Origin of the sequence: uncultured Sphingomonas sp. (genome assembly GCF_964235535.1) — a bacterium.
Lineage (GTDB): Bacteria > Pseudomonadota > Alphaproteobacteria > Sphingomonadales > Sphingomonadaceae > Sphingomonas.
This window is the reverse complement of sequence record NZ_CAXSBH010000055.1, coordinates 3,149-20,000: the sequence shown is the minus strand read 5'-3', so window position 1 is coordinate 20,000 and position 16,852 is coordinate 3,149. Positions and strand designations below refer to the sequence as shown.

At 69.4% G+C, this 16,852-nt stretch carries 15 protein-coding genes, 2 tRNA genes and 1 pseudogene; 5 read left to right on the top strand and 13 right to left on the bottom strand.

The window, feature by feature from the left end:
• The 3 genes and pseudogenes from ACFE7F_RS13585 to ACFE7F_RS13575 all read right to left on the bottom strand — a co-directional run.
• A pseudogene (locus ACFE7F_RS13585) lies at window positions 1-260 on the bottom strand (DNA photolyase); the annotation flags it as partial.
• A gap of 26 nt (window positions 261-286) precedes the next feature.
• Window positions 287-1,372 (bottom strand): winged helix-turn-helix domain-containing protein, encoded by a 1,086-nt coding sequence (locus ACFE7F_RS13580; protein WP_375404386.1) that lies wholly within the window; start codon window positions 1,370-1,372, stop codon window positions 287-289.
• Between the two features lie 104 nt (window positions 1,373-1,476).
• A tRNA-Arg gene (locus tag ACFE7F_RS13575) sits at window positions 1,477-1,553 on the bottom strand.
• Between the two features lie 84 nt (window positions 1,554-1,637).
• Here ACFE7F_RS13575 and ACFE7F_RS13570 point away from each other — a divergent pair.
• Window positions 1,638-2,141 (top strand): hypothetical protein, encoded by a 504-nt coding sequence (locus tag ACFE7F_RS13570; RefSeq protein ID WP_375404385.1) that lies wholly within the window; start codon window positions 1,638-1,640, stop codon window positions 2,139-2,141.
• Here the strand turns inward: ACFE7F_RS13570 and ACFE7F_RS13565 are convergent.
• From ACFE7F_RS13565 to hemB, 3 genes are all read right to left on the bottom strand, one after another.
• Complete coding sequence (locus ACFE7F_RS13565; RefSeq protein ID WP_375404384.1) at window positions 2,138-4,339, bottom strand: spermidine synthase; 2,202 nt, start codon at window positions 4,337-4,339, stop codon at window positions 2,138-2,140. The genes ACFE7F_RS13570 and ACFE7F_RS13565 overlap by 4 nt on opposite strands.
• Window positions 4,336-4,878: a GNAT family N-acetyltransferase gene (locus ACFE7F_RS13560; protein ID WP_375404383.1), complete on the bottom strand. Its 543-nt coding sequence runs from the start codon at window positions 4,876-4,878 to the stop codon at window positions 4,336-4,338. Before ACFE7F_RS13560 ends, ACFE7F_RS13565 begins: the two co-directional genes overlap by 4 nt.
• A gap of 111 nt (window positions 4,879-4,989) precedes the next feature.
• Window positions 4,990-5,979 carry a porphobilinogen synthase gene (gene hemB / locus ACFE7F_RS13555; RefSeq protein ID WP_375404387.1) on the bottom strand — a complete coding sequence of 330 codons (990 nt, stop codon included), beginning with the start codon at window positions 5,977-5,979 and terminating at the stop codon, window positions 4,990-4,992.
• Between the two features lie 10 nt (window positions 5,980-5,989).
• Between hemB and ACFE7F_RS13550 the strand changes: the two genes are divergently transcribed.
• Window positions 5,990-6,883, top strand: a complete 894-nt coding sequence (locus tag ACFE7F_RS13550) for a diacylglycerol/lipid kinase family protein (RefSeq protein ID WP_375404382.1) — start codon at window positions 5,990-5,992, stop codon at window positions 6,881-6,883.
• Here the strand turns inward: ACFE7F_RS13550 and ACFE7F_RS13545 are convergent.
• The 5 genes from ACFE7F_RS13545 to ACFE7F_RS13525 form a co-directional block, all read right to left on the bottom strand.
• On the bottom strand, window positions 6,880-8,331 hold the full coding sequence (locus ACFE7F_RS13545; RefSeq protein WP_375404381.1) for an MATE family efflux transporter: 1,452 nt from the start codon (window positions 8,329-8,331) through the stop codon (window positions 6,880-6,882). The two genes, ACFE7F_RS13550 and ACFE7F_RS13545, sit on opposite strands and share 4 nt — an antisense overlap.
• 108 nt (window positions 8,332-8,439) lie before the next feature.
• Window positions 8,440-11,205 (bottom strand): valine--tRNA ligase, encoded by a 2,766-nt coding sequence (locus ACFE7F_RS13540; protein ID WP_375404380.1) that lies wholly within the window; start codon window positions 11,203-11,205, stop codon window positions 8,440-8,442.
• A 39-nt stretch (window positions 11,206-11,244) separates the two neighbouring features.
• Window positions 11,245-11,826 carry a DUF2497 domain-containing protein gene (locus ACFE7F_RS13535; RefSeq protein ID WP_375404379.1) on the bottom strand — a complete coding sequence of 194 codons (582 nt, stop codon included), beginning with the start codon at window positions 11,824-11,826 and terminating at the stop codon, window positions 11,245-11,247.
• A 36-nt stretch (window positions 11,827-11,862) separates the two neighbouring features.
• Window positions 11,863-13,374 (bottom strand): TolC family outer membrane protein, encoded by a 1,512-nt coding sequence (locus ACFE7F_RS13530; protein WP_375404378.1) that lies wholly within the window; start codon window positions 13,372-13,374, stop codon window positions 11,863-11,865.
• A gap of 22 nt (window positions 13,375-13,396) precedes the next feature.
• Window positions 13,397-14,083: a protein-L-isoaspartate O-methyltransferase gene (locus ACFE7F_RS13525; RefSeq protein ID WP_375404377.1), complete on the bottom strand. Its 687-nt coding sequence runs from the start codon at window positions 14,081-14,083 to the stop codon at window positions 13,397-13,399.
• A 158-nt stretch (window positions 14,084-14,241) separates the two neighbouring features.
• On the opposite strand from ACFE7F_RS13525, the gene ACFE7F_RS13520 reads away from it, so the two are divergent.
• From ACFE7F_RS13520 to ACFE7F_RS13510, 3 genes are all read left to right on the top strand, one after another.
• Window positions 14,242-14,315: transfer RNA gene (locus ACFE7F_RS13520), tRNA-Cys, on the top strand.
• Between the two features lie 102 nt (window positions 14,316-14,417).
• Window positions 14,418-14,609: a Flp family type IVb pilin gene (locus tag ACFE7F_RS13515; RefSeq protein ID WP_375404376.1), complete on the top strand. Its 192-nt coding sequence runs from the start codon at window positions 14,418-14,420 to the stop codon at window positions 14,607-14,609.
• A 124-nt stretch (window positions 14,610-14,733) separates the two neighbouring features.
• Window positions 14,734-14,901 carry a Flp family type IVb pilin gene (locus tag ACFE7F_RS13510; protein WP_375404375.1) on the top strand — a complete coding sequence of 56 codons (168 nt, stop codon included), beginning with the start codon at window positions 14,734-14,736 and terminating at the stop codon, window positions 14,899-14,901.
• Between the two features lie 90 nt (window positions 14,902-14,991).
• Here ACFE7F_RS13510 and ACFE7F_RS13505 read toward each other — a convergent pair whose 3' ends face one another.
• A complete protein-coding gene (locus tag ACFE7F_RS13505) occupies window positions 14,992-15,936 on the bottom strand; it encodes an acetyl-CoA carboxylase carboxyltransferase subunit alpha (RefSeq protein WP_375404374.1) in 945 nt (314 codons plus the stop codon).
• Window positions 15,937-15,945: 9 nt separating this feature from the next.
• On the bottom strand, window positions 15,946-16,852 hold a 907-nt coding region (locus ACFE7F_RS13500), incomplete at its 5' end, for a tyrosine-type recombinase/integrase (RefSeq protein WP_375404373.1).

The window sequence follows — 16,852 nt, the reverse complement described above, 5'->3', positions numbered from 1 at the left end:
GCCCCCAGGATGAAGCGGTGGAGCCGGTCGGAGGCGAAGGGATAATCCTCGCGCAGGCCGTGATAGACGAGCACGGGCACGCTGATCGCCTCGGCGAGCAGGATCGCGGCGTCGATCACTGGATTGTCGCGCGCGCGGAGTGCCTGCTGCAGCCAGCATAGCACGTAACGTCCGCCGGGACGGAAAGGCGCATCGTTCAACCGCCGCACGCGCGGGGCCTCGGTCCAGGTCGTCAGGGATGCGGGCAGATCGTTGAGCATGCCCGGCCGAACGCGGATAATCTCGATTAGGTCCGATCCGCGCCGGCCATGACGACGCGATCGAGTTCGAGCCAGCGCGCCATCTCCGCGAGCTCGGCCGCGAGTTCGGTCGCCGTTTCGGGCGGTGCGTCGGGTTCGGGATGGATGGCGTGAACGAGCAGCCGTGAGGCCTGCCGATCCGCCTTCAAATCTACCCGTGCGACCAGCCGCTCGCCGAGCAGGAACGGCAGCACGTAATAGCCGTGCACGCGCTTGGCGGCAGGCGTGTAGATCTCGATGCGGTAGTGGAAGCCGAACAGCCGCTCGGTGCGGTCGCGCTCCCAGATCAACGGGTCGAACGGGGCGAGCAGCGCGCGACCCTCGATCCGGCGCGGGCGGCGCGCGTCGCAGTGGAGGTACGCGACGGGCCAGCCCGGGACCGCCACGGGGCGGAGCACGCCTTCCTCGACCAGCGCGGCGATCGCGGCTCCGCCGTCGGCGGGCGACAGGCGGAAATAATCGCGCAGCTCGCCCGCCGTCGCCACGCCCAGCGCGCGGGCGGCGTGATCGATCAGCGCGATGTGCGCGTCGCGCTCGGCCGGTGTCGGCAGCGCGAGGATCGCCGGCAGGATCACGCGCTCGGTCAGGTCATACACGCGCTCGAAGCCCCGCCGGCGGGTCAGCGTCGTGATGTGGCCCGCATAGAACAGCCACTCGAGCGCGCGTTTGGCGTCGCTCCACGCCCACCAGCCGGTGCGGCCGCCTTCCACGTCGGACGCGGCGAGCGGACCGTCGGCGCGAATACGGTCCAGGAGCGCGGTCGCCTCGGCCCGGCGTTCGGTGGCGAAAAGGCGCAGCGAGCCGTATCCCGCCTCGCCCCGGTCGGCGCGGGCCATGCGCCAGCGGAACAGCGGATGCATCGCAAGCGGCAGCAGCGACGCCTCGTGCGCCCAATATTCGAACAGCCGCCGCTCGCGACGCGGCCCCCACGCCGCCCGGTCGAGCAGCGCGCGGTCATACGGCCCAAGCCGTGAAAAGGCGGGGAGGTAGTGCGCGCGGGCGACCACGTTGACGCTGTCGATCTGGTGCAGCCCGAGCCGCGCGACCGTACGACCGAGATGCCCTGCGTCCACACGCGCCGGTCGTTCCGCGCCGAACCCCTGCGCGGCAAGCGCGATGCGTCGCGCCGCCGACAGGCTCAGGCGCTCGATCGCGATGGGAGGTGGTCTGGGAGGAATGGTGCGCCCGGAGCGATTCGAACGCCCGGCCCTCAGATTCGTAGTCTGATGCTCTATCCAGCTGAGCTACGGGCGCACATCGGAAGCGCGTCGTTAGACGGGGTCGCGTAGGCTTGCAAGGCTGTTGTGCCGATACGGCGCGCGCCATAGACGGCGGCCCATGACCCGCATGCCGGCCGCGCCGCTCCTCCTGATCCTGGCCTGCGGCGGATGCGCGCGCGATGCCGGTCCGTACCCGTCGCTCGCCCCGCGCGCGATCGAGAAGCTCGGTTTCGACGAACCCGACGCCTCCCCGCCCGCCCCGGTCGTCGTCGATCCGGCGCTGGATGTGGAGGTCGCGGCGGCGGACGCCAGATTGGACAAGGCGACGGCGGACTTCACGCGCGCGCTGGTCGGGGTCGAGGGGGCGGCGCGCACGGCGCGAGGCGCGGAGGTCGGGTCGGAAGCGTGGCTGACCGCGCAGACCGCGCTGGCCGAACTCGACGGCTTGCGCGCGGAGGTGTCGGAGGTGCTTTCCAATCTGGACGAGCTAGCGGTTGCGAGGGCGGCGACGCTCGCGCCCGACTATCCGTCCCTTGAGGCGCTGCGCGCGCGCGGCCGGACCGAGCTGGAGCGGGAGGCGACGGCGATCACGCGGATCGGGTCGGGGCTCGCGCCCGCCTAGCTCGACCGTTTCAACAGCGGCAGGATCGAATGATAATCGTCGGTCCAGGGCCGGAAGCCGCGCCGCGTCCGCAGCGCGCGCCAGCCGTCGGCGCGCAGCGTCAGCGCCGCCACCGCCGCCCCGTCGCGCGACAAGGCGATCCAGGCCGACCCCGACGCCGCCTCGTCGAGCGGCGACGGATCATACGCCAACATGGACCCCGCCCAGCCGCCCGCCGCCGCCGCGTTCGCGACCACCGGCTCCAGATCGAGATACCGGTTCGAGATGTGGACCAGCAGCAGCCCCCGGGGGCTGAGCACGCGTGCATAGGTGGCGAACGCCTCGCGCGTCAGCAGGTGCGCGGGCACCGCGTCCGACGAGAAGGCGTCGAGCGCGAGCAGGTCGAAGCTCGCGGGGCGCTCCTGCGCCAGCCGCAGCCGCGCATCGCCCAGGCTAATCGAGGGGTTCGGCAGACAGCGGCGGAGATAGGTGAACTGCCCCGTGTCGCGCGCGATGCGGATCACCGCCGGATCGATCTCGTAAAAGCGCCAATGCTGGCCTGGCCGCGCATAGCAGCTGAGCGTCCCCGTCCCGAGGCCCACCACGCCGATCCGCGCGCCCGCGCCGTACAGATCGGGCGCGAGCAGCATCGCCTGCCCGACGCCGGACCCGCGCGCGTAATAGGTCGTCGGCGTCCGCTCGCGCTCGGGCGATCCGGTCAGCTGGACGCCGTGGACGGTGGTGCCGTGATCGAGCTCACGCGAGCGGGGCGCCTCCTTGATCGTGTAGACGCCGAAATAGCTCCGCGTCCGCGCGTCGCCCTGGAACGACAGTTCGAGCGAGCGATAGCCGCCGAACAGCACCACCGCCGCGCCGAGCAGCAGCATGTACCCCGCGCGCGCGCCGACGACGAGGAGCCCGACGCCCGCGACCGCGATGAACAGCAGGCCGGGCTGGCCCTCGCCGAACAGCCGGTAGGGCCCGTATACCCGCGCGCCGACCATCGCCGCGACCGTCGCCGCGACCGCCGCCAGCGCCGGCCATGGATAGCGAGTCCATACCGATTTGATCCACTCGGTCAGGTAGAGCTGCGGCGTCAGCAGCCCCGCCGCCAGGATCAGGAGCGGATATTCGTAGGTCCAGTCGAACAGCACGGGCGCGAGCAGCCCCGCGAACACGCCGCCGAGCACGCCGCCGAGCGACATGGCCAGATAGAACCCCGTCAGCCGGTCGGGCTCGGGCCGCGAATCGTACATCGCGGTATGCAGCGCGACCGACGTCATGAACAACAACACGAGCGCGACGCCCGCGCTCAGGAGCGGCTGCGCGTTATACCCGCCCACCATCACGCCGCCGAACAGCAGGATCGTGACCGGCGCGATCCGCGTCAGGATCTCGGCGGGGGCGCGGTTGGCGGCGAAGGCGACGGTGAAGCTCAGGAGATACAGCCCGAGCGGCAAGACCCACAGCAGCGGCCCGGCGACGATGTCGGTGGTCAGGAAGGTCGAGGTCGCGAGCATAAGCCCGGACGGCACGAGCGCGAGCATTATCCAGCGGACGACGGTGGCGCGGGCGGGTCTGGGGCTGGTCGGTCCGACTGCCTCCGCGCGCGCCGCGGACGGCAGCGACCGCGCGCACAGCAGGACGAGCAGCGCGAGCAGGACGTAGCCCGCGCTCCACAGCCAACTCTGTTCGCGGAGCGGCATGAGCGGCTCGACGAGGAGCGGGTAGGCGATCAGCCCGCCGAAGCTCCCCAGGTTGGACGCGGCATATAGCGCATAGGAATCCGCCCCGTCGCTCGCCTCGCTGAACCAGCGTTGGATCAGCGGTGCCTGCGCCGACACGGCGAGGAACAGCGGCCCGATCGACGCGCCGAGCAACCACGGCACCCACAAAGCGGGCTGCGCGTCGGGGGGCGGCTGCGTCGCCATCAGCCCGATCGGCAGCCACAGCGCGGCGACTGCCAGCAGCCCCAGATGCACCGCCGCCTGAGTACGCGGCCGCCACCGCCCGATCGCATGGGCATAGGCGTACCCGCCCAGCAGCAACGCCTGATAGACCAGCATCGCCGAGTTCCACACGGCCGGCGCTCCGCCGAGCCGCGGCAACGCCATCCGCGCCACCATCGGCTGAACGAGGAACAGCAGGAACGAACCGGTGAGCACGGTGAGGACAAATAACGCCCGGCGGGGCGGACGGGCGGCGAAGCTGTGGATCACAGGGTCGGCCTCGCGATGCTATGAACGATGACCTCCCGAAGCGAGTGACCCGGCGGGAAACGGGGGTGTTCGAAATCCAGTTCCGGCGCGCGGCTCATCCCAAGCCGCTCCATCAGGCCCCACGACGCGGAGTTGGCCCAAACGGTATAGGCCAGAACACGCTCGCGCTCGGTTGCGGCCCAGGCCCAAGCCAGCACAGCCGTCGCAGCCTCGCGGGCGTAGCCTCGTCTCCATGCATCCCGGACGAGCCGCCAACCGATCTCCACTTCATCCCTGATCGGCGTGCCGGGTATGTCGGTCGCCATCAGCCCACACCAGCCGATCAGCTCGCCACAATCGCGGCGCTCGGCCGCCCAGAAGCAATGGCCTCGTTTGACCTGTGCGTCCTTCAACCGCTCGATGATCTTCGTCGCCTCGCCGCGATCGACCGGACCGTCCAGATGGCGCATAACTTCCGGGTCGGCGCTCATTGCGGCGAACGCGTCGAGATCATGGTCGCGCCACGGACGCAGGATCAGTCGTTCCGTCTCGATCACCACTTCTCCCTCTCCCCTTTGGGGGGAGGGCCGGGGAGAGAGGCTGTTCAGAGAACCGCACTCTGCTCGGCCCCTCTCCCCGACCCTCTCCCCGAAGGGGAGAGGGAGTGGAACTCACCCCAGCAACCGCGCCGCGTGCGCCGCATGGTAGGTCAGCACCCCCGAGCACCCTGCGCGCTTGAACGCCATCAGCGTCTCCAGCACCAGCGCGTCGCGTTCGCCAGCGCCGGCGGCGACCGACGCCTCTATCATCGCGTACTCGCCCGACACCTGGTAGGCAAAGACGGGCACCAGGAACGCCGCGCGCACCCTCACGACGATGTCCAGATATGGCAGCCCCGGCTTCACCATGACGCTGTCCGCGCCCTCGGCCAGGTCGGCCGCGACCTCGCGCAGCGCCTCCTCGGCATTGGCGGGGTCCATCTGGTACGTCCTCTTGTCGCCTTTCAGCAGCCCGCGGCTGCCGACCGCGTCGCGGAACGGGCCGTAGAAGCCGCTGGCGTACTTCGCCGCGTAGGCCATGATCTGCACCTCGTGATGGCCGCCGCCCTCCAGCGCGGAGCGGATCAGGCCGACGCGGCCGTCCATCATGTCGGACGGCGCGATGATGTCCGCCCCCGCCTCCGCCTGGACCTGCGCCTGGCCCACCAGCACCTGCGCGGTCGCGTCGTTCATCACGTAGCCGCTGGCCGAGACGAGCCCGTCATGGCCGTGCGTCGTGTACGGATCGAGCGCCACATCCGTGAGCACGCCGACCTCGGGCACCGCGTCCTTGATCGCCCGGATGGCGCGGCACATCAGATTGTCGGAATTGAGCGCCTCGCGCCCGTCGTCGGTGCGCAAGGCCGGCGGCGTGTTCGGGAACAGCGCGACGCACGGGATGCCGAGATCGCGTGCCTCCCGCGCCCGTGCGACAATGCCGTCGACCGACCAGCGCGATACGCCGGGAAGGCTGCCGATGGGCTCCTCCACGCTCCGCCCCTCTGCGATGAACAACGGCCAGATCAGGTCGGCAGGCGTCAGCACGGTCTCCGCATGGAGCCGCCGACTCCAATCGTGCGCGCGGGTGCGGCGGAGACGTAAGGCAGGGTAGGCGGCGGACATGGGATCGTCCATGAACACGGCCATGCGTGAGATCAAGACCGCCGCCCTCGTCGTCAACGCCAAATCGCGTAGGGGGCAGAAGCTGTTCGAGAACACCTGCGCGCTGATGAAAGGACTGCCCTACCCCGTGGACGCGCACGCGGTCGAGCATCCCCGCGACCTGGAGCCGACGGTGCGGCGCGCCCTGGCGAAGAAGCCCGACCTGCTGATCCTGGGCGGCGGTGACGGAACGGTGAGCGGGCTCGTCGACCTGATGGTCGGACACGACGTCATCCTCGGCGTCCTGCCGCTGGGCACCGCGAACAGCTTTGCGCGGACGCTCGGGATCCCCCTCGACATACCCGGCGCGGTCGAGGTGATCCGGACGGGCGTTCCCCGGCGCATCGATCTGGGGATGATCGACAAGGATTATTACGCGAACTGCGCGGCGATGGGCATCTCGCCGCAGATCGCGGAGACGGTGCCGCACGGGCTCAAGAAAATGCTGGGCCGGGTCGGGTATCTGGGCTGGGCGGCGTGGCAGTTCGTGCGCTTCCGCCCGTTCACGCTCATCGTCGGCGAGGGCGCGGCGGCCGAGCGTCTGCGCGTGGTAGAGGTCCGCATCTCGAACGGCCCCTATCACGGCGGCACCGAGCTGGTTGAGTCGGCGAGCGTCGATTCGGGCGAGATCGTCGTTCAGGCGGTGCTCGGCCATGTGAAGCGGCGGCTGATCCACAACTGGGCGGCCGGTTGGTTGCGCCACTCGTCCCGGCATGACGAGGTGCGGGAATTCCGGGGCCGGTCGATCCGCCTCGACACCGAGCCGCGCCTGCCGATCTCGATCGACGGCGAGGTGTTGGCGCATACGCCCGTCACCGCGCGGATCGCGGCGGCGGTGATCGAGGTGATGGTGCCCGCTACCTAAGTCGCGGGCTTCAACGTACCCGCGGGCTCGACGGCCGTATTGGCGTTCCCGTCACCGCCGGGGATTGCGACCGTCCCCGTCCGCCACGGCCCGTACCGGTAATAGAGCGCGGCCCCGATCACGTTGGCCGCCGACCCGATCGGAAAGCTCCACCACAGCGCATCCGTCCCCAGCCACGGCTGGAGCCCGATCGCGAGCCCGAGCCGGACCGGGAACATCGACACGAACAGGATGATCAGCGGCCCCCACACCGCCCCGTTCGCGCGCACCACGCCGAACAGCACCATCGTCCCCCCGAACAGGATAAAGCCCCAGGTCGCGAGCGCGTTGATATGCTCGGCGATCGGCAACGCCGGGCTGTCGTGGCCGACGAACAACCCGAGTATCTGGCGGTCGAACACGAGCATGATCGCCACGGCCGCACCCGTCAACACGAAGTTGAACAGCAGCCCCGCGCCCGTGATCCGCCCCACCCGGTCCCACCGGCCCGCGCCGATATTCTGCGCCGTCATCGCGCTCACCGCCGCGCCGATCGCGAGCGCGGGCATCTGCACATACGCCCACATCTGAAGCGTGACGCCGTAGCCCGCCGTGGTGTGGACGCCGAGCCGGTTGACCAGCCCCACCATCGCCAGCCCCGCGACCGAGATCACCAGCATCTGCGCCCCGATGGGCAGACCCTTGGACACGATCGTCCGCGTCAGCTTGGCCTCGGGCAGGATATAGCGCAGCTCCGCGCCCTTGAGCCGGAGGGGCAGGTCGCGGAAGTGAATGTACGCGGCGAGCGCCGCGACGGCGACCACCCCCGCGATCAGCGTTGCCGTCGCCGACCCGGCGATGCCCATCGCGGGCGCGGGGCCGAGCCCCAGGATCAGCACGGGGTTCAGTCCCGCATCGAGCAGGACGCTCACTCCCATGAACCATAGCGGCGTCAGCGAATCGCCCGTCCCGCGCAGCCCCATGAACATCAGCACGAGCGCCATCTGCGCCGGCAATCCGGCGAAGATCACGCGGAGATAGATCAGCGCGAGGTCGAACGCGCCCGGCGGTGTCGCCAGCAGCCGCAGGATCTGCGGCGCGAAGATCCACCCCAGCGCCCCGACCACGATCGACGCGGCGAGCACCAGCCCGATCGCCGATCCGAACGCCCGCCGCGCGCTCTCGACATCGCGTCGGCCGAAGCTCTGCCCGACCAGGATCGTCGCGGCCATGCCGAACCCGAATACCGCGCCGAACATCAGGAACATGATGATGTTCGCGTTGCTGGTCGCCGCCAGCGCGTCCTCGCCCAGGAAGCGCCCGACCCAGATCGCGTTGATCGACCCGTTGAGCGACTGCAACACGTTGGAGCCGAGCGTCGGAAGCGCGAAGGCGAGCAGGGTGGAGGCAATCGGCCCGGAGGTCAGATCGCGTTGCCCGGGTCGGGTGTCAGACGAGGCTCCGGCCATATGCTCCGTCATTCCCGCGAAAGCGGGAACCCATCTCCCGACCGTATGCGACAACCCAGCGGGTCCGAGATGGGTCCCCGCTTTCGCGGGGATGACGGATGGAAGAGATCAGCCCAACCGACCCAACGCTGCCCGCAACCGCTCCGCCTCCGCTACTTTCTCCCCGTGGTCCGCCCGCGCTTTCTCCACCGCCTCCGGCTTGGCGCGCTCGACGAAGCTGGCGTTGCCGAGCCGGCCCGCCAGCGCGTCCCGCTCCTTCTCCGCCGCCGCGATCCCCTTGGCGAGCCGTGCGCGCTCGGCCTCCAGGTCGATTACGCTTTCGAGCGGGAGCACGAACGTCGCCTCGTCGACCACGACCTGCGCCGCGCCGCCGGTGACCTGGCCGACCTCCGCCTCGACCTTCGCCATGCGCGCGAGCACGGCGGCACCCCGGTTGAGTCGCGCGAGCGTCTCGTCCGACGCGTCGCGGACATGCATCGGCAGCTTGGTGCCCGGCGGCACGTTCAGCTCGGTCCGCGCCGCGCGTATCTCGCCGATGAGCCGGATCAGCCACTCGACCTCGGCCTCCGCCGCGGGATCAAGCGCGCGGGCGAAGGGCTGCGGCCACTTCGCCACGATCAGCTCGGATCGGCCGGGCATCAACCCGTGCCACAGCTCCTCGGTGATGAACGGCATGAACGGGTGCAGCAGCACGAGTATCTGGTCGAGCACCCAGCCCGCGACCGCCTTGGTCTCGTCGTCGACCTGACCTTTTATGAGCTCCAGATACCAGTCGCAAAAGCGGCTCCACACGAACTGATAGATCGCGTTCGCCGCTGCGTCGAACCGGAACTCCGCGAGCGCAAGGTCGACCGCCTCGACCGTGCGGATCAGCTCGGCCTCGATCCATTTGTTCACGGCGAGGGCGGCGCTCGGCGGCTCCAGCGTGGTCGACCCGCCGATGCCGTTCACCTGGCAGAAGCGCGCCGCGTTCCACAGTTTGGTGGCGAAGTTGCGGTAACCCTCGACCCGGCGCTCATCCATCTTGATGTCGCGGCCCTGGCTTTCCATCGCCGCCATGAAGAACCTGAGCGCATCCGCGCCGTAGCGATCGATCAATACGAGCGGGTCGACGGTGTTGCCCTTGGACTTGGACATCTTGGACCCGTCGGCCGCGCGGACGAGGCCGTGGAGGTACAGCGTCCGGAACGGTACGCTTTCGATAAGGGGTCGCTGCCCGCTCCGGCCCATGAAGTGGATGCCCTGCATCATCATGCGGGCGTTCCAGAAGAACAGGATGTCGAACCCGGACACGAGCACGTCGTTGGGGTAGCGGCCGTGCAGGCTTCTAAGCCCCTCCTCTTCAGAGGAGGGGTTTGGGGAGGAGGACGCAGGTAACGGGGTGTGGTCCGAAGTCTGCTCCTCCCAAGCGGCGTTCCCCTCCCCAAACCCCTCCCCTGAAGGGGAGGGGCTTATGTCCGTCTCCTCCGGCCATCCCAGGGTCGCGAACGGCCACAGCGCGGACGAGAACCACGTGTCCAGCACGTCCTCGTCTTGCGTCAGCATCACGCCTTCGCCCGCCTCGACCTGCGCTTCCGCCAGCGTTTCCGCCACGAACACCCGCCCATCCTCGGCGTACCAGGCCGGGATCCGGTGCCCCCACCAGAGCTGCCGTGAGACGCACCATGGCTGGATGTTCTCCATCCAGTTGAAGAACGTCTTCTCCCATGTCTTGGGCACGATGCGAATTGCCCCCGACCGCACTGCCTCGATCGCAGGCTTGGCGAGCGTCGCCGCATCGACATACCATTGATCGGTCAGCCACGGCTCGATCACCACCCCCGACCGGTCGCCGTACGGAACTTGATGGACATGCTCCTCGACCTTGTCGAGCAGCCCGATCGCCTCGAAATCCGCGACCACCTTGGCGCGCGCGACGTACCGGTCGAGGCCACGATACGCCTCGGGACAATTGTCGCTCATGGTAGCGTCGGCGTTCAGGAGGTTGATCAGCGGGATGCCCGCCTCCGGATGCCGCTTCGCCACATCGTAATCGTTATGGTCGTGCGCGGCGGTGATCTTCACCGCGCCCGATCCGAAATCCATCTTGACGTACTCGTCCGCGATGATCGGGATCGACCGGTTCACGATCGGCAGCAGGCAGCGCTTGCCGACCAGATGCGCGTAGCGTTCGTCGGCCGGGTTCACCGCCACCGCGCCGTCGCCCAGGATCGTCTCGGGCCGCGTCGTCGCGATCGCGATGTATCCGCTCCCGTCCTCGAGCGGGTAGCGAAAGTGCCAGAAGCTCCCGCGCACCTCGCGCTGCTCGACCTCCAGGTCGCTGATCGCGGTCTTCAGGCCGGGGTCCCAGTTCACCAGCCGCTTGTCGCGGTAGAGCAGCCCCTCGTGGTGCAGCTGGACGAACACCTTCAGCACCGCGGCCGAGAAGCCCTCGTCCATCGTGAACCGCTCGTTGGCCCAATCCATCGAACAGCCGAGCCGGCGGAGCTGTGCGGTGATCTCGCCCCCGCTCTCCGCCTTCCACTCCCAAACCTTCGCGACGAACTCCTCGCGCGTCAGGTCGGTGCGCTTCTGCTGGCGGAGCGCCATGTTGCGCTCGACCACCATCTGGGTGGCGATGCCCGCATGGTCGGTCCCGACCACCCATAGCGCGTCCTTGCCCTTCAGCCGCGCGTGACGGACGAGGATGTCCTGGAGCGTGTTGTCAAGCGCATGCCCGATATGGAGCGAGCCAGTGACGTTGGGCGGCGGGTTGACGATCGTCCAGGGCTCCGCTCCCGGCCGGTCGGGGCGGAACAGGCCCTTCTCCTCCCAATGCCCGTACCAGCGGGACTCGATCTCGGCGGGGTCGAAAGTCTTGGGAAGCTCGCTCATGCCCCCGCGCTTAGCGAGCGGGCAAAGGTGCCGCCACCCTCAGCGCGCTTGGCCTGATATCCGGGCGATCTCGCGCGACACCATCGCCTCGACCATATCGGGCAGGCGTGCGTCGAGCCATTCCTTGAGCATCGGCCGCAGCATATCGCGCACCATGCCTTCAAGCGTGCCATCCCCGTTCGGATCGGGCTTCACCAGCAGCCGCGACAGCGAGTCGAGCGCGCCGCGCGTCGCATCGACGGCGGCCGGGGACACGATGGGCTCGGCCGGCGAAGTCGCGGCGGGACGGATCTCGGGCCGGACATCGACGGGGTTCGGGTGGGGCATGGCGACGGGCATGGGTTTCTCGGGAAGCGACGCCATCGTCGGGGCCGGCGTGGAGACATCGAGGTCGACGGGTACGGACTGCGGATAGGCCGGCATCGGATCGCTCAGCTCGAGGACCTCGTACGGGTCGGCATCGGCGTCGACCCCCTCGTCGGGCAAGTCATCCGGCGGCGATGCGGGTGACGGAGCGCGGCCCGCGCGGCGGCGACCGGTCGGCGCCTCCTCCTCGGCGATGATGCGTTTGATCGAGGACAGGATCTCCTCCATCGACGGCTCGACGCTCATCTCACCCATACCCTGCCACCCCCCCGGCATGACCGCGCCGCCGCGTCATCGACGGTCGGGCGCAGCACCACCTGTGGTTAAGCCAGGGTTCCTGTCAACACCGCCGTTCAGCGCGGGATCGAACGGGCGGGTGACCTCCGGCCCTTGCGCGGGCGTGCCCACGGTGGATGTCGCGACCGCCGCGGGTTCGCCGTCGCTTCCAAAGTCGGAGATGCGGCCTCGCACCCGCCGGTAGTTCAGCGTCGGATCGTACAGCGCGCCGCCGCCCAGCCCCAGGTCTCGCGCCTCCGCGTTGCCCGTCGCGGCGAGCAGCGCGAACCCGGCCACATACGCGTCGCGCCTGGCGGTCACGAGCGTCACCTGGCTGTTGAGCAGTTCCTGTTCGGCGTTGAGCACATCGAGCACGTTGCGCGTGCCGACGCTATTTTCCGCGCGGACGCCCTCCAGCGCCAGCTTGTTGGCCTCGACCGCGACCTCCGACGACGCGATCACCTCGCGGCTCGATCGGTATATGGCGAAGGCGGAGCGCGCCTGCGCCACCACCGCGCGCTCGGTCAGCGTGACGTTCTCGATCGCCTGGGCGCGCCGCGCCTGCGCCTGGCGCACCTGCGCGGCGGGCCGCCCACCCTGGAAGATCGGCAGGGTGAGGCCGAGCCCCGCCTGCGCCGCGGTCCCGGTCTGCGGCACCGACACGCCCGATCCCGACCCAAGCGTATTGAGGTAATTAAAGTAGTTGCCGCCGATCACGACGTTGACCTGCGGCAGTCGCTGCGCTCGCGCCACGCCGATATCGAATCGCGAAGCGTCTCGCTCGCCGGCCGCCGCCTGCAACGCGGGGTTGCCCTGGATCGCCGCGCCGACCGCCAGTTCGGGCGTCGCGGGCAGGTTGGGGAGCGGCGGCGGGTCCTGAAGGTCGGCGGGCGGCGACCCCACGAGATTGACGTAGCTTTCCCGGCTGGAGATCAGCCGCGCCTGCGCCGATTGGAGCTGCGCGCGCGCGAGCGCGAACCGCGCCTCGGACTGCGCCACATCGGTACGCGTCAGGTCGCCGACCTGGAACCGGTCCCGACTGGCGCGCAAATTGACCTCGAGCACGCGGACATTCTGTTCGTTCAGCCCGACGATGGCATCGTCGCGGATGACGTCCATATACGCACCCACAACCGACGTGAACACGTCGGCTTCGGTGCTGCGCAGCTGCGCGCGGCCCGATGCGACCCGCGTCTCGGCCGCGCGCACCGAGTTGCGGACGCCGCCGCCCTGGAACACGGGCACGCTCAGCTGCGTGTTGGCCAACAGCGCGCGTTGCGGCGCGACGAAGCTGTTCGATGCCTGAACCACGTTTTCGGTGAACTGGCCGTTGGAGCTGACGCTGGGCAGACCGTTCGACCGGGCGATCGGCACGTTCTCGTCGATCGCGCGCTGGGCGGCGCGTCCGCCGGTGATCTGCGGATTGCCGTCATAAGCCTTGCGCAGCGCCTCGCGCAGCGTCTCGGCCCCGGCGGGTGTGGCGAAGGGAGCCAGCACGGCCCCGGCGATAAGCAGACTACGGATCAAGATACGCGCCCCCCGGCGTTCGTTAGAAGCTGAACCCGCGCGGCCGGCTGAACCCCGGCAGCACCACGCAATCGACGTCCGCGAAGGTCGCCAATCCGAACCCGCCCGCGCTCCGCCGCCCCCCGGCGAGCCGTATCACCTTGCCGTCGACCAGACCGGTGACCACGCGCCCGTCCGGCACGACCTGGGCCAGCAACGATTCGGGCACGGACTCGACCGCGCCGTCGATCATCAACACGTCGAATGGCGCGTCGCCGGGCGCCCCGGCGTCCAACGGACCCTCGACCAGCCCGACCCCGCTCCGCCCCGCCAACGCCGCGCGCGCCATGGCCACGAGCGCCGGATCGCTCTCGACCGCGACCACCCGCGCCACCAACTCGGCGAGGACGGCGGCCGCATATCCCGTCGCGGCCCCGATCAGCAGCACCCGGTCGCTCGCCCTCAGATAAGCCTCGGTCAGCAGCCGTCCGGTCGCCATCGGCACGTTCAGATAGCGCGCGCGGCCCAGCGGCAACGCCGCGTCCCGGTAGGCGACGGCGCGCTGGTCGACGGGCACGAAACGCTCGCGCGGCACCCGCGCCATCGCCGCGACCACGCGCGGATCGTTGACCGAATTGGTGCGCAGCTGGCTCGATACCATCGCCGCGCGCATATCGTCGAAGGCGCTCGCGGGGTTCGTGTCGGCGGAAGGATTGGTCAGCGTCGTCATGCCCGCAATCTGTCGCACAAGTGTTTTAGAGAAGCAATACACCTTCTCCGCGGCAACGTACCTAACTCGCCCGCCGGCATCCGTCGAGGCGCGACTTGGCGACCGTCGCCGTGTTGACAGGGCGGGTTTCGCCCGTGCATGGGCGCGGGCCGCACCGGGGCCCGATGGCGGAGTGGTGACGTAGAGGACTGCAAATCCTCGCACCCGGGTTCGATTCCCGGTCGGGCCTCCATCATCGCATGACGTGAGCGCGGTAACGCTCGGATCGCCGGAGCGATCGCCTGCCGAGCCCGTCTTGGCCATTTCTTAAGCCCTTCGCGCTTATTCACGCCTGATGAACCTGGCCGCACTGCTCGCCCGTCCGTTCAACGCCGTGCTGCGCGATCGGCGCGGCGCGTCCGCGGTCGAATACGGCCTCATCATCGCGTTGATCGTCATCGCCATGGTCGCAGGGCTGCAAAGCTTCGCCGAAAGCTTTATTGGTATGTGGAACTATATCGCACGCGAGGTTCTCGCCAAAGCCTAACGCAGGCAAAAGTCAGCCGGTCGGCTTTAAGAACTTATCAATCCAAGCCTGTTATTTACATCTTCAGCTGCCCCGGAAAACCCGGTCCAGCCGGGTGTTTGAAGCTTCAACCATGGAGACCGCAATGCAGAAGATTCGTCAGATGATCCGCGACAACAAGGGCGCGACCGCGATCGAGTACGGCCTGATCGCCGCGCTGATCGCCGTCGCCGCGACCGTCGCGATGGGCGGCCTGGGCAACCAGCTTGCGACGACGTTCGGCAACGTGTCGAGCAAGATGATCACCAAGTAAAAGACCTAAGAGACTCGTCGGAAACCCCGGCCAACGATCCGGTGACGACAAGGGCGGCGTGCTTCAAGCTCGCCGCCCTTTTTCGCGTATCTACAGTCTGCCCATCGCCAGGAACTTGGCGCGCCGTCCCTGACGCAGCTCGCCGGGCGTCTGCGCCTCCAGTTCGCGCAAGGACGCCTCGACCGCGTCGCCCAGCGCGCCGACCGCCGCGCCCGGCTCGCGGTGCGCCCCGCCGACCGGTTCGGGCACGATCTGGTCGACGACGCCGAACCCGCGCAGGTCCTGCGCCGTGATCCGCATCGCTTCCGCCGCGTCGGCCGCCTTGTCGGCCGTCCGCCACAGGATCGACGCGCAGCCCTCGGGCGAGATCACCGAATAGACCGCATGCTCGAACATCAGCACGCGGTTTCCGGCCGCCAGCGCCACCGCGCCGCCCGACCCGCCCTCGCCCACGATGGCCGACACGACGGGCACCCGCGCCGCCAGGAACGCGGCCGTTGACCGCGCGATCGCCTCCGCCTGACCGCGCTCCTCCGCCTGCACGCCCGGGAACGCGCCGGAGGTATCGACCAGAGTCACGACCGGCAGCCCGAACCGGTCGGCCATCTCCACCAGCCGGATCGCCTTGCGGTAACCCTCCGGCTTGCCCATCCCGAAATTGTGGCGCAGCCGGCTCGCGGTGTCGTCGCCCTTTTCGTGGCCCAGCACTATGATCCGCCGGCCGCGGAAGGTCGCGAACCCGCCCTGGATCGCCTGGTCGTCGGCGAAGGCGCGGTCTCCCGCCAGCGGCAGCCATTCGTCGAACAGCCCGGCGGCGTAATGCTTGAAGTGCGGCCGCTCGGGATGCCGCGCCACCTGGCATTTCTGCCAGGGCGTCAGCCGGGCGAAGGTGTCGCGCAGCAGCTTGTCCGACTTGGCCTGCAGCTTGGAGACCTCGGCCGAGATGTCGACCGTGCCGCCTGAAGCGTCGCGAAGCTCGTCGATCCGGCCCTGCAGCTCGGCGATCGGCTTTTCGAAATCGAGGAAGCTTGCCATCGGGGGCGGTTAGGGGCGGCGTCGAGGCGCGTCAACGAACCCCGGATCGGCTAGCGGATGCCGCGTCTCGACCAGCTCGACCAGCCGGCTGGCGTCGACGTGCGTGTAGATCTCGGTCGTGGCTATGTCGGCGTGCCCCAGCATCGTCTGCAGCGCGCGCAGGTCCGCGCCGCCCTCGAGCAGGTGCGTCGCGAAGGCGTGGCGCAGCACATGCGGGCTGACGCGCTCGGGCGGCACCCCCGCCTCCGCCGCCAGAGCCTTGATCAGCTGATGTAGCCGCACCCGCGACAGGTGCGTGGCGCCCGACGGGAACAGGAATGAGCTGTCCACGGCCACATGCGCCCGCCACGCCGCCACCGCCGCGCGCGCCCGGTCGGACAAAGGCACCATCCGCTCGCGCCCGCCCTTGCCTTTCAGGATCAGGAACGGACGATCGGGGTGGACCGCGTTCCGGGGCAGCGACACCAGCTCGCTCGCCCGCAAGCCGGACCCGTAGAGCAGCTCCACCAGCGCCGCGAGCCGGAGGTCCTTGGGATCGCTCGGCTCGCGCCCGATCCTCTCGGCGACCGCCGCGAACAACCGGTCGATGTCGGAATGGTCGAGCACCTTAGGCAGTCCCCGCCGCGCGCCCGGCCGGGGCAGCGCCGCGCTGGGATCGTCCGCGCGGTGACCCTCCTCGCCCAGGAACGCGAAAAAGCGCCTGAGCGCCGCCGACTTGCGCGCGACGGTGCCGTGCGCCAGGTCGCGCCACCCGTCCGCCATCCGGGCGAGCGCGGCCGCGTCCGCCCCCGCTAACCCACCGCCCAACGCCGCCGAGGCGAGCGTCAGGTCGCTGCGGTAGGCCGACAGCGTGTTCGCCGCCGCTCCCGCCTCCGCCGCCATCATCTCCAGGAAACGATCGATCAGCCCGGCGTCG